9 protein-coding genes, 2 pseudogenes and 1 riboswitch are annotated in these 12,380 nt (G+C 40.8%); of the genes and pseudogenes, 7 read left to right on the top strand and 4 right to left on the bottom strand.

All coding sequences use genetic code 11. From position 1 onward, the window contains the following. Window positions 1-66 precede the first annotated feature (66 nt). Window positions 67-1,032, top strand: a complete 966-nt coding sequence (speB, locus tag ISALK_RS13260) for an agmatinase (protein WP_160723118.1) — start codon at window positions 67-69, stop codon at window positions 1,030-1,032. A gap of 37 nt (window positions 1,033-1,069) precedes the next feature. Here speB and ISALK_RS13255 read toward each other — a convergent pair whose 3' ends face one another. After that, window positions 1,070-2,053, bottom strand: a complete 984-nt coding sequence (locus tag ISALK_RS13255; RefSeq protein ID WP_160723116.1) for an alpha/beta fold hydrolase — start codon at window positions 2,051-2,053, stop codon at window positions 1,070-1,072. Window positions 2,054-2,214: 161 nt separating this feature from the next. Between ISALK_RS13255 and ISALK_RS13250 the strand changes: the two genes are divergently transcribed. After that, window positions 2,215-3,534, top strand: coding sequence for a sensor domain-containing diguanylate cyclase (locus ISALK_RS13250; RefSeq protein WP_160723114.1), 1,320 nt, complete (start codon window positions 2,215-2,217; stop codon window positions 3,532-3,534). 117 nt (window positions 3,535-3,651) lie between these two features. Here the strand turns inward: ISALK_RS13250 and ISALK_RS13245 are convergent, their stop codons facing one another. Beyond that, complete coding sequence (locus ISALK_RS13245; protein WP_160723112.1) at window positions 3,652-5,001, bottom strand: alanine/glycine:cation symporter family protein; 1,350 nt, start codon at window positions 4,999-5,001, stop codon at window positions 3,652-3,654. A gap of 333 nt (window positions 5,002-5,334) precedes the next feature. Continuing rightward, window positions 5,335-5,419, top strand: a riboswitch (cyclic di-GMP riboswitch). A gap of 72 nt (window positions 5,420-5,491) precedes the next feature. Between ISALK_RS13245 and ISALK_RS13240 the strand changes: the two genes are divergently transcribed. The 3 genes and pseudogenes from ISALK_RS13240 (at window position 5,492) to ISALK_RS15560 (ending at window position 9,238) form a co-directional block, all read left to right on the top strand. Further along, the gene (locus tag ISALK_RS13240; RefSeq protein WP_160723110.1) at window positions 5,492-6,220 is read left to right on the top strand and encodes a PAS domain-containing protein; all 729 of its coding nucleotides are present in this window, start codon (window positions 5,492-5,494) and stop codon (window positions 6,218-6,220) included. A 21-nt stretch (window positions 6,221-6,241) separates the two neighbouring features. Further along, a pseudogene (locus ISALK_RS13235) lies at window positions 6,242-8,692 on the top strand (bifunctional diguanylate cyclase/phosphodiesterase); the annotation flags it as partial. An 18-nt stretch (window positions 8,693-8,710) separates the two neighbouring features. Further along, complete coding sequence (locus tag ISALK_RS15560) at window positions 8,711-9,238, top strand: PilZ domain-containing protein (RefSeq protein WP_371724025.1); 528 nt, start codon at window positions 8,711-8,713, stop codon at window positions 9,236-9,238. Between the two features lie 68 nt (window positions 9,239-9,306). Here ISALK_RS15560 and ISALK_RS13225 read toward each other — a convergent pair whose 3' ends face one another. Both ISALK_RS13225 and ISALK_RS13220 read right to left on the bottom strand, forming a co-directional pair. Further along, window positions 9,307-10,008 (bottom strand): deoxynucleoside kinase, encoded by a 702-nt coding sequence (locus ISALK_RS13225; protein ID WP_160723104.1) that lies wholly within the window; start codon window positions 10,006-10,008, stop codon window positions 9,307-9,309. After that, complete coding sequence (locus ISALK_RS13220) at window positions 10,002-10,754, bottom strand: deoxynucleoside kinase (protein ID WP_160723102.1); 753 nt, start codon at window positions 10,752-10,754, stop codon at window positions 10,002-10,004. The genes ISALK_RS13225 and ISALK_RS13220 overlap by 7 nt, the downstream gene beginning before the upstream one ends. Window positions 10,755-11,047: 293 nt before the next feature. Here ISALK_RS13220 and ISALK_RS13215 point away from each other — a divergent pair, with 293 nt between their 5' ends. Together ISALK_RS13215 and ISALK_RS13210 are read left to right on the top strand one after the other, a co-directional pair. Continuing rightward, window positions 11,048-11,998 (top strand): fumarylacetoacetate hydrolase family protein, encoded by a 951-nt coding sequence (locus ISALK_RS13215; protein WP_160723100.1) that lies wholly within the window; start codon window positions 11,048-11,050, stop codon window positions 11,996-11,998. Window positions 11,999-12,223: 225 nt separating this feature from the next. Then, window positions 12,224-12,325 (top strand): annotated as a pseudogene (locus ISALK_RS13210) (transposase); the annotation flags it as partial. Between the last annotated feature and the right edge of the window lie 55 nt (window positions 12,326-12,380).

Raw genomic sequence — 12,380 nt, 5'->3', positions numbered from 1 at the left:
TCTGAATCATATATGGAATTATAAAGTCGTAATAAGCAAAATGAAATCAAAGGAGGCACATCTCATATGAAAATTGGGGAGTTAACCGAGACCATAGCTCAGCAAAAAAAACTCTGGGCAGGACTGAATGACCCGGAAGGATTGATGGGAGAAGTTGATGCCGCACTGTTTGGTATCCCCTACGACGGCGGAGTCAGTTTTCGTGGTGGGGCCGCCAAGGGTCCCCAGTCGGTACGAGAAATTACCTATACAATTGCAAAAACAACGGAGCATTTAGAAAGCTTTGAAGGGTTCCGAATACGGGATCTGGGAGATTTTTACGGAGGGGATCGAAATCGGGTTTTCGAAGATGTGCGAAATTTGGTAGAAACCTTGATTAAAAAGAATCAGTTTTTCACTATGATCGGCGGTGACCACTCCACAACGATTCCTGTACTTCAAGGGATTGATAGAGCTGTCGGTGAAGAGTTCGGGATTATTCATATCGATGCCCATCTGGATCTTTGCGACAAAATGGATGGCGACTCTTTATCTCATGGTTCTACTCAGCGAAGAGCCTTAGAATTAGACCATATATCGGGAATGGAGAACCTGATGTTTCTCGGGATTCGTTCCATTGAAGATCAGGAATACGATTTCTTAAAAGATCAAAACCCCTCGATCATTACCGCATACCGTATGAATCAAATGGGAATAAAGAAAGTGCTGGAGCAGGTCCATGAGCAAATGAAAAATTACAAACAGATTTATGTAACCATCGATATTGACGCCCTGGATCCTGGATTTGCTGCAGGTACAGGAACCCCACAATTTGGAGGACTGAACAGTCGACAAATGCTGGATCTTTTGATGGGAATATTCGAACTTCCCATTTTGGGTTTTGATGTTGTGGAAATTGCTCCGGAACTCGATCCTGCAAAGACCGCCTCCTTTGCCGGAAGAAAAATCATCACCGAGTGTTTCGGACATCATTGGAGAAAAACAAGAGGCGATAAAGTCCTAGCAAAAGATAGGCTTCATGACAGGAAATAAGAAGAGTATCCGTTGATAACTTCTAAGAAGATGACAACTACTCCGTCCCGCTGTCATCTTTCTCTTTATAGGATAAAAACTGAAGCAAACGCTTATTAAATTCTTCCCTATCGGTTTCCATGGGAGTATGTCCGCTCCCTTCGATAACGCTTAACTCCGAATTTTGTAAAAGTTTTTTTAAGCGTATCCCTTCTTCTAAGGGAACCCAACTGTCTTCTTCTCCCCAAATTAGAAATGTAGGAATGGAAATATGGGAAATATCTTCTTCTTGAAAACTAGTCGTGGAAGTTACTAAATCTCCCCAGGCTCTACCGGTGCCGGAGAGCCGTAATGGTTGAAGATATCCCTCTAAAATTTCTTGGTTGATTTCTTCACCATAGGCCGAGGACAACACCCCTTCTAAACGACTTTCGGTGAAAAAAATGTGCTCTCCTAAAACACTAATGGTTCTTTTAAACGGTGGATAAGAAAGTAGACCCTGAACTTTTCCTGGTTCGTTAATAACTGCTCCCGCTACATAGGTTAAGGTTTGAATCTTTTCTGGATTATCCAAAGCCATGGCTGTGATAACCCCGCCACCCATGGAATGGCCAACCAGATGATAGCCCTCTGAAAAAAACTCGTATTCGGTCTCTAGGACATCCAGTAGTCCAAACACCCATTGACTACGATTTTCCTGAGAGTGGCTTAGTCCCGTATCACGAGTGCTATAACCAAAGGTGGGAAGATCCAAGGCTATCACAGGGAAACCCTCTTTGATAAAGGGCTCAACATTATACCGCCAGGAAAAGGTAGAGCCTCCTAGACCATGAATGTAAACAATGGGATTATGTTCTATAATTCCCGGAAGCCAGGTCCGGTAATGAAGATCAATTCCTTCCACCTTCGACCATCTACTGTTTTGAAAAGGGGTGGAAGGATTCTCTTCCCATGCTTCACTTAAGGGAATTAGAAAGGGGATAGTCTGTAAAATCAATAGTAATGTGAGAACCGTTAACAGCATTTTCTTTTTTAGAGCCATGAATATTCCTCCAAGTATTTTTATTAAACTATCTTTTACCCTAAAATATAAGAATTACTCCGCAACAACGTCGAAAAGCAGTTACTAAAATGATATAATTTAATCAGGATTGATTATGTACTTAGTTATGTTTTTTTAGATTAATCATAAGGAGTGTATTCATGAAAGAACATTACTTAAAAGAGGAATTATATCATTTGCTTAACCATGACCGGAGAATTTTTGATTTTATTCAATCGGGCTCCTTAGATGGGGTATGGTATTGGGATCTGGAGAATCCGGAAAATGAATGGATGAGTCCGAAGTTTTGGGAAGTGCTGGGATATGATCCGAAGGTAAAGAAACCGCTGGCCAATGAATGGCAGGCTATCATTTTTCAAGAAGACTTACCCCGGGTTTTGGAGAACTTAGATAAACATTACAAAAAACCTACCCACACCTTTGATCAGATTGTTAGATACCGACACAAAAACGGTTCTACGGTATGGGTAAGGTGTCGAGGTATGGCTATTCGGGATGAAGAGGGGAAACCTATTCGATTACTAGGTGCCCATGTGGATGTGACAGATTTAAAACATGCGGAAAGAGAAATCACCAGACTATCTAGAGAATATGAAAAAGTATTTAACGGAACCCAGGATGCCATGTTCTTAATGGAGGTATTATCGGAGACGGAATTTCGATACATTCGAAACAACGCATCCCATCAAAAGAAAACGAAGATATCTTTAGAAATGATTCAAAACCAGTCACCTCGGTCGTTACTCGGGGAGGAAATGGGGGACTTGGTTGCAGGCAACTATCAACGGTGTGTAAAAAATCGAAAACCCATTACTTACGAAGAGGAGCTAAGCTTACCCGGTGGCGATCGGGTCTGGTTAACCACGTTGACACCAATTATAGAGGAGAGTGAAGTACGCTATATTGTGGGGTCGGCGGCGGATATTACAGAGCGAAAGCAATTAGAAAGGGAACTGGAAATGAGTGCGAATTATGATGATTTAACCAAAATCCCCAACCGAAGATTATTTTTTGATCGTTTGAAAATAATGATTTTTGAACATGAAAGGGATTTAGGAAAATTTGCTTTGATTTATATTGATTTAGACGGTTTTAAAGAAATTAATGATCGCTATGGTCATGAAACGGGAGACGGAGTGTTGGTAACCGTAGCTGAACGTTTAAAAAAAACTCTTCGGAAGTCCGATACCGTAGCTAGAATGGGTGGAGATGAGTTTACCGTACTGCTTCGGGACATAGGGTCTCAAGAAAGTATAGAAAGGGTGGTAAAAAAGATCCGAGTAGAACTTCAGCAAGAGATGAATATTAATGGAGTAATATGTACTGTGGGGGCATCCATGGGGATTGCTGTTTATCCAGATCAAGGAAAAGATAGTGAAACACTACTTCAGGAAGCTGACACTGCAATGTATGTCATCAAAAACGACGGCAAAGGAGGGTATAAATTTTCTCCTCGATGAAATAATTAATGGCAGTATAGGGTAATCGGCATACTGATAATACCTAAAAGAAAAAAACCTCAATCCAAGAGATAATTCTTTGGATCGAGGTTTTGTACTATATTTATTTAGAACATGTTACTTATCTAAATCACCGGACTCATAGTTTTCAAGACTCTTAATAACCACAGCACTGAGTCCAAGAAGACCGATTAAGTTTGGAATAACCATTAAACCGTTGAATAGGTCCGCCAGTTCCCATACATCCTCTACTTCTATTAAAGTACCCCCAACAATACAAAGCAAGACAATTACCTGATAAGCCCGAATTCCCTTCTGGCCGAAAAGATATTTAATGTTTCCTTCTCCGAAATAGTACCAAGCGATAATGGTGGATAGGGCAAAGAAAAATAGAGAGACAGCGATAAAATACTCTCCAAAACCGACTAAACCAACGGCAAAACTTTGCTGGGTTAACTGTATACCCACAAGACCGGTTTCGTAGGTTCCGGTAATAATAATAATTAAAGCGGTAAAAGTACAAACTACCAAGGTGTCGATGATTACGCCCATGATGGCTACAAAGCCCTGTTGGGAAGGATGCTTTACCTTTGCAACAGCATGGGAATGGGGGGTGGAACCCATTCCGGCTTCGTTGGAAAACAGTCCTCTGGCGATCCCGTAACGCATCGCCTCTTTAACAGTAACACCAATAACACCCCCGGTGGCGGCCATGGGGTTAAAAGCACTATGAATAATCATTCTAAACGCAGGGATCACTTCGCTTAAATTCATAATAATAATTGCAAGGCATCCCATAATATAGATTCCTGCCATAATCGGTACGATGGTAACGGTAAAGGAGGCGATTCGGGAGATTCCTCCCATAATAATGGCAGCTACAACAATAGCCGTAATAATTCCTAGAACGATGTGGGGAATACCAAAAGCCGCATGCATAGAATCGGAAACGGAGTTGGACTGCACCATATTTCCGATAAAACCCAGGGCGATAATAATGGAAATCGCAAAGAAACCGGCTAAAGCAGGGCTTCCTAGACCATGCTTTATATAATAGGCCGGTCCCCCCACTTTCTGTCCATCAACCCGGGTGTTGTAGGTTTGTCCTAAAATCGCTTCCGCAAAAATTGTTCCGGCTCCGAAAAATCCACTGAGCCACATCCAAAATACGGCCCCCGGACCACCGGCGGCAATAGCGGTTCCCACTCCGGCAAGATTTCCGGTGCCGACCTGGGCGGCAATGGCCGTGGCCAAAGCTTGAAAAGAGGACATCCCGTCTTCGTCGGCTTTCACACTTTTTTTAAACACGTCGCCAAAGGTCTTCTTAAAAACCAACCTTATCTTTCGAACCTGCACAAAACGTAATTTGATGGTGAACCATACACCGGTACCAAGCAAAAGAACCAGCATCGGCGGACCCCACAGTAAACTGTTGAGATAACGAATCACTTCAAAAAAACCTTCCATTAGTAAAACCTCCTTATGAATTAGATTGATGAATGTAAATAAAAATAGGTATAAATACTTGCTATCAAAGCATATAATATCGTTAACTAATTAACAATATATAAAAATCCAATCGGCAAATTTATGATAAGAAAGATGAATAATCGGCAAATTTGTGGTATTTACTGAGAACAATGGATATTTTGAAATTTTAGATTTTATAATACTTTCAATATATTTATAAAGATAAAATCAGTTATTTGAGTAATGAAAAATAAATTTGAGTTTTGCAGAATTTTGTAAAACATGTTATCATATTACTCAAGGTTAATTTAAGAATCTATTCAATTAAATAAAGTTTATTGGCAAAATCACTGAAAAGTGATGACGCAAAGCTACGAGTCTACGTTCTATTGGATATGACAGTCGGGTTGCTGTATTAAGGGTGGTATAGGCAACCGGAGGGTTGTTTATTTTTTTTTGGAAAATTTATATATAGGGTGGGATATCTATGGCGATAAAAGGACTTGGCATTCTGGAAGGATGGATAAAAAACAGCCGCGTTGAAGAATTGAAGAAAGAACATTTTGCATGGATACAAAGCTTACCTTATCCGATGGCCGTATGTGATAAGGCTGGGAAAATCCTTAGTATGAACAATGCTTTTATGAAGCTGACCGGACATAGGAGAGATGAACTGGAGCTTCAGAGGATATATTGGTTTTTGCCGAAGGATCAGGGGAAGGGAATCCAAGAAGAATTGGAAGGATCAGCCAAAGGAAAAAGTATTATCCGGGAAAGCTACATAGGGGTAGCCGGTGAAGAAATGCTTATGGAAGTTACCGTGATCCCCTTCGAAGAATATGATGAACTGGAAGGACAGTTTTGGATTTTTACCGATCAAAGCGAAAAGAAGAAGATGGAAGCGGAACTTAAGAGACTTAAGCGGAAGCCGTATAACCCGGAACCATTCTCGAAAATCGGAACCTGGACCTATGATTTTGAAAAAGAAGAGTTTTATGCTTCTTCGGATACATATCAAATCTTTAAAAGAGCTCCGGAAGAATTCGACGGAAGCCTTCGAAACGTTCTGGAGTTTCTCCATCGAGAGGACCGAATAAGTTTTGAGCAAGCCATGGAAAAAGCTTATAAAGGAACGCCCTTAGATCTTATTTTTCGCATCATAACCAATAAAGGGGAACAAAAGGACATTCATGCCCGGGCGGAAATGTTTTATTGAAAGGATCGAAGTCCCGATAAAATGATTGGTACGGTCCAGGACCTTACGGATCACCGTTATATGGAAAGAAGCCTGGACACGTTGCAGAAGAATCTTCCAAAGGAAGAACAGTTTAATGAGAAGAACTGTTACCGAGTGGATTTGACCCGGGACACCGTGGAATTCGGAAAGGATCTACCGGAAATATATAACCTGGATCCCCATGCCAGTGAACATAAAAGAGAAGAGGTAATGAAAAGAATCCATCCCGAGGATCGAAGAAAGATTCAAGAAATTATCGAGAACTTAAAAGACGGTGAAAAGTATGAAATTCAGTACCGAATTATTGGGACAAAACAAGATGAATACCATTTGGTGCGTAGCAAAGGAATCGGAGAATTTCAAGAGGGAAAACTGACTGCATTGGTAGGAACCATTGAAGATCTTACAGATACCCATCTGCTGGAAAAAGATATTCAAAAGACCTATCGGGACCTTCAAGAAGTGCAACGGGCTTTTCGGATGGGCGTATGGTCTATGGATTTAATAACTTATCAATTATCCTGGTCCGAGGTTACCTTTGAAATTTACGGATTGGATCCCGAGGCGGGGGAACCGGAGTTTGAAGAATTTCTAAAAATGATTCATCCCGAAGACCGACCGCTTGTTCAACAAGCCATTGATCACCCTCCAAAGGAGCAGCCCTTTAATGTGGAGTTTCGCATTCTTCCATCGACGGGGGAGGTAAGGCATATCAAGCATCTTGTGGAAATCCTGTATCAGGATGAAACACCGGTCATGATCCGGGGAAATATTGAGGATATAACCGGTCAAAGAGAGATTGAGATAAAGGCGAAAAAAACTCAACAGGAGTTTGAAAATTTGCAGAACCGTTATCAAATGTTATTGGATAATTCAGAGGAAATCCTAGAAATAATCGATGATAACGGTATTGTAAAATATATTAACTCCGGGGTTGTAAGAATGATGGGATTCGAGGATCAGGAAATTATCGGAAAATATATTTGGAGTTTTGTGGATGGGGCGGAAAAAGAAAAACTGAAAAACTTAGTGCAGATGAGCCGGAACAATCCGAAAAAAATTTTAAGGGGAACCGTTAAGAGTATTACAAAGGATCAGCGGGAAATATACCTTGAGGTTACCATGAATAATCATTTGAATGATCCGAAAATCCAGGGGATTATTCTAAACTGGCAGGATACCACTGCAAAGGTGCATTTACAAAACAAAGTCCATCGTATTGCCAACTTCGATGATGTAACCGGCATTCCGAACCGAACCTATTTTACCCAGGAAATCGGAGAGGAAGTCCTACGTGCAAGGAAGAAGGAAGAAGAATTTGTCCTGTTCATGATCGATGTAGATGAGTTCAAACAGATCAATAATGCCCTGGGAACCGATGTGGGGGATCAGTTGATTAAAAGAATCGGAGAGCTACTGCAACGACACTTTTCTAAAGAACGGGGGTTTTTGGCAAGGTATTACGGAGATCAGTTTGCATTAATTGTGAGGAAAGTTCAGGGAGTTAAAGAGGGTCAGAGAGTTGCGGAGGAAATTTTAGAACTTTTCAGCAAACAAATTTACGCGGACCAGTATGAGTTGAATGTAAGTGTAAGCATAGGGTTCAGTACCTACCCCGAAGACGGCCGGCGGGACGGGGAATTGATTAAATGCGCAAACACGGCGCTAAGCCGGGCGAAAGAAGAAGGAAAAAATCGATATCGAGCCTACTCTTCAAAGCTGGATATGATAAGTTTTAAAAAGTTTACCCTGAGAAATGATTTAGCCCGGGCTATCAAAGAGGAGCAGTTGAGAACTCATTTTCAACCGATTATCAATCTTCATAACGGAAAAATCCTGGCCTTGGAGGCTCTTGTTCGCTGGGAGCATCCCGAGTGGGGACTGGTGCCTCCTAATGAATTTATTCCGATTGCGGAAAGCACGGGACTTATTGTGCCTATGGGAAAATGGGTTCTTGAACAGGTATGCGCCCATTATCGGAAGTAGCTCAATAAGGGTTATCCGAGCATAAAGGTTTCCATTAACTGTTCAGGAATTGAGTTTTTTCAACGGAATTTTGTTCGGGATGTGGTAAGTACGTTACAAAAGCATAAGCTAGAACCGGACTTTTTAATTATAGAAATAACAGAATCCGTATTGATTGAGCAGCGGCAGCAGACGGAAAAAGACATTGAAGCCTTACAATCCATGGGAATTCAGATTGCCATTGATGACTTTGGAAGCGGATACTCGTCTTTGACGTATCTGAATAAAATGAATGTGGATATACTTAAAATTGATCAGGAATTTCTTAAAACAGTTCCGGATAAAGATACCAGCAACAAAATTCTTGAAGCGATAGTCAATTTGGCTAAGGAGCTGAAAATGAAAATTGTGGCGGAAGGGATCGAAAATTGGGAGCAGTTAATTTTCCTTCGAAGGCTGAACTGCATATCCGGCCAGGGATATTTATACAGTAAACCCCTTCCTGTGGAAAAAGTAGAACCTATTCTTGCCAGAGGTTGGCTTCGACCGCTAAAAGCTAATAATGCCCGGGTACAGGTGAAAAATGATCGAAGAAAATATTTTCGGGTGGAGTTTCACCAAGACCTTATGGCAAATATGACCATACTGGAAATCAACGGAAGGAAAGTTACGGTGGGGAATACCAAATCCCTAATTAAAAATATGGGCCCCGGAGGGTTATGTTTTGTCGCGAGTATCAACCTCCCTCTTAAGAAAGATCTGATTTTACAGTTCAATTCGGAGCTTTTAGGATCCCCCGTTAGAGTTTATGGAACACCGGTATGGAAAGAAGAATTGGAACATGACTTAGTAAAATATGGTTTAAAATTTACCTTTGATGAAAATGTACGGATGGAGTTGACGGGACTATTGAATAAGGTCCAAATTCGAATGCGAAAGGATTACGGGTTCAATGAAGGGCGGTTCACTTCAAAGTCGATGAAAGCCTTTTTCCATCAGCAATTTACTGATCAATCAGCGGATGAAAACTAACTGAATATATTAAACAAAAAGCCCCGGATAGTATACTTATAGTATATTATCCGGGGCTTTATACGCCTTTATCGAACTTGTTGCAGGTTTTCAATTTTTCCGTTTTTCAAGTATTCAATTTCCCTGGCAATGGCGTCAATTTGCTCGGGATTTTCCACGAGATCAACCTGATTAATATTGACGGTTAATATTGGAGATTCTTTGTATTCCTTCAGCCATTTTTCGTATCGATTATGAAGGTTGAGCCAATACTCCCGGGGAACTTTTTTTTCCATATCCCGCCCTCGTTGATGAATCCGTTCAATGATAGTATCCACACTTCCGTCAAGGTAAACCATTAGGTCCGGCCGAACGAGATAAGGATTCATCATGGCGTAGAATAATTCAGAGTAGGTTTCAAAATCCCGTTGGCTCATCTTGCCGTTATCATAAAGGGATTTTGCAAAGATTTCTGCATCCTCATAAATACTTCTATCCTGAATATGATCTTCATTGGCCTCTCCTATAGCTTTTTGGTCCTGAAAGCGCTGACTGAGAAAGTACAACTGTAGATGGAATCCCCAGCGGGCCTGATCTTGGTAAAAATCCTCTAAGTAGGGGTTGTCATCGACTTTTTCAAAACTGGTATTGAAATTCAACTTTTCTCCGATAAGTTTGGTGAAAGTGGATTTTCCTGCCCCTACATTTCCCGCTACGGTGATAAAATATCCGTCGGAAGATTTGCGGTTTTTCGGTTTATAGTTGCTTGGTATAATCAGTTTAGTTAACACTGTTTATTCCTCCTTTGGCTCATGGTCTCTAATACTTTTTCTATAATAAAATCAACATCTGCCGGTTGATTAATGAAATCCCGGTCCCGAATGTTTATGGGAATAATGTCAGGGGGTATATGGTTAAACAAAGTCTTGGAGGCGCCATGGAAAAAGTAGCGGTCATAAGCTTCACTTAGTTTTTCCATATAATCCCGACTCATGTTACGCTCGAAGGGACGGTCTCGAAGAGCGATTCGTTTCATCAACAGATCCACGTCGCCATGTAAATAAATGATCACTTCCGGTTGAGGAAGATCCTTAGTTAATATTTCAAAAACTTGTTTATACTTCTCAAAATGGTGAGGTTGAAGGGTAAGTCCTGCAAAAATAAGGTTTTTAACAATACTGTAATCCGCAACGACAGAATCACCCTGTTCCAGTTTTTTCTTCTGGGCATCTTCTAATTGCTTGATACGATTACACAGGAAAAACATTTCCGTTTGAAATGCATATTCTTCAACGTTTTCATAGAACTTCTCTAAGTAAGGATTTTCTTCTATGATTTCCTTGAGACAACTGGCTTGGAGTTTTTCGGTCAATAATTTAGTGAGGGTGGTTTTCCCCACGCCGATGGGTCCCTCTACGGCAATAAAAAGAGGGTCCTTTTGGTGGTGAAGCCACGATTTTGGCTGGGCAAATTTGGAATCAGATGTATTGGATTTCGATTTATTTTGTTGCTTAACGGGATTTACAGGTGCAGACATTATAATTACCTCCGTGCTGTATTTTGTGGTTTGTTAACATGATACCACTTTATATAGTGCAAAACAACAAAGAGTCATAAATAAAGTGGTGATAATTCATGCATGAAAAACACACAAAACTTGATTTTTTTCTTAGAGAATAAAATGAATTGTATAAAGAATTAGAGAAATTAAAGGAATTTTAGGGGGGCGTGGCGAACTAAATATAGGAATGTTATTGTATGAAGTGTTGAAGTAAAAAAGGTGCCTAACAGCAAAAGCAAAGCAATATAATTAAAAAGGAGAGGAAATCCATGAAATTTGTTACCGTGAAACACCAAGGAAAAGAATTGCCGGGAGTTTTAAAGCCCAAGGAGTCTGCTGTGTACTTTTTAAGAGATGTTTTAGGTGAAGATGCACCGAATTCCTTATTGTCCTTTATCCAGGGAAACGAAGTGCCCACGGGAAAAGAGTCAGAGATTGGAGCTGACGAAAAAAGTGGGTTCAACGGAGACGTAATCGAAAAGATACGGGGTTATATCAGCGACACGAAAAATACTCCGGTTTTACTGGATCAATGCGAAATGTTAGCACCAATTCCCCGCCCCCTAAGAAATATAATTTGTCTCGGAATGAATTATCAGGATCATGTCAAAGAATTAAAGGGAGACGATGGAAGGCCTCGACCGATTCCGAAGGTGCCGGTCTACTTTGGTAAAATGGCCTCGGAAATTATAGGGACCGGAGGGGTCATAGAACTGCATGAAGAGGTAACGAACTCCGTAGATTATGAAGTGGAGTTAGCGGCAATTATTGGGAAATCCGGAAGAGATATTCCAATAGAAAAGGCCTTTGATCATATCTTCGGCTATACCATTATGAACGATGTTACCGCAAGGGACCTGCAGAGTAGGCACCAACAATTTATCCGAGGTAAAAGTCTGGATACCTTTACCGCCATGGGACCGACGATTCTTCATCGTGACTTTATAAAAACTCCTGTAAGACTGGACTTAAGCTGTGAAATCAATGGGGAATTGCGTCAGTCTTCCAACACAAAGAATTTTATTTTTGACCTGCCCTATATTATAAGCGACTTATCTAGAGGCACCACATTACAAGCGGGCGATATAATTGCCACAGGTACTCCTGGAGGCGTGGGCAAAGGCTTCACTCCTCCTAAATATCTTAAATCTGGAGATCGTGTGGTCTGTGAAATCGAAAGTATCGGAACCCTTTGGAATAAGGTGGCTAAGAGAGGGTAGAGGCGAGTTCATGGTAATTTGAGATGAAAAAATTATAAGTTAAGTCGAAACAACCAATGAAACAATAAATTAATCATAATTTAACCGCAATGCCGAGAAGTCTCCCTCCTCTTAGCCTTCCTTACTCACAAAGTGAGCGCGTAGGTGGGAGATGAATCGGTGGTTTTGAGCTTGAAAAATGGGTATAAATAAATCAGTAGATTCAGCCTAAACGAGGTGAGAATCATGCAGTTGGATAGCAATAAACATTCAGTGTTTCTGATGAATTATCATCTGGTATTGGTCAGCAAATATCGACGCAAAGTCTTTGATGAGAAAGTATCAGAACGAGTATCCTGCCATAGGAAGTAAACTTTGGAAAGACCATTTTTGGTCAAGGAGT

This window comes from Isachenkonia alkalipeptolytica, from assembly GCF_009910325.1.
GTDB classification, from domain to species: Bacteria; Bacillota; Clostridia; order Peptostreptococcales; family T1SED10-28; genus Isachenkonia; species Isachenkonia alkalipeptolytica.
This window is presented reverse-complemented; position numbering and strand designations above follow the sequence as displayed.

Bases quoted from the DNA above. Each gene is read 5' to 3' on its own strand.
- ISALK_RS13240 (WP_160723110.1), top strand. From the start codon at position 5,492: ATGGCGATAAAAGGACTTGGCATTCTGGAAGGATGGATAAAAAACAGC.
- ISALK_RS13220 (WP_160723102.1), bottom strand. From the start codon at position 10,754: ATGTCTGCACCTGTAAATCCCGTTAAGCAACAAAATAAATCGAAATCC.
- ISALK_RS13250 (WP_160723114.1), top strand. From the start codon at position 2,215: ATGAAAGAACATTACTTAAAAGAGGAATTATATCATTTGCTTAACCAT.
- ISALK_RS13255 (WP_160723116.1), bottom strand. From the start codon at position 2,053: ATGGCTCTAAAAAAGAAAATGCTGTTAACGGTTCTCACATTACTATTG.
- speB (WP_160723118.1), top strand. From the start codon at position 67: ATGAAAATTGGGGAGTTAACCGAGACCATAGCTCAGCAAAAAAAACTC.
- ISALK_RS13245 (WP_160723112.1), bottom strand. From the start codon at position 5,001: ATGGAAGGTTTTTTTGAAGTGATTCGTTATCTCAACAGTTTACTGTGG.
- ISALK_RS13215 (WP_160723100.1), top strand. From the start codon at position 11,048: ATGAAATTTGTTACCGTGAAACACCAAGGAAAAGAATTGCCGGGAGTT.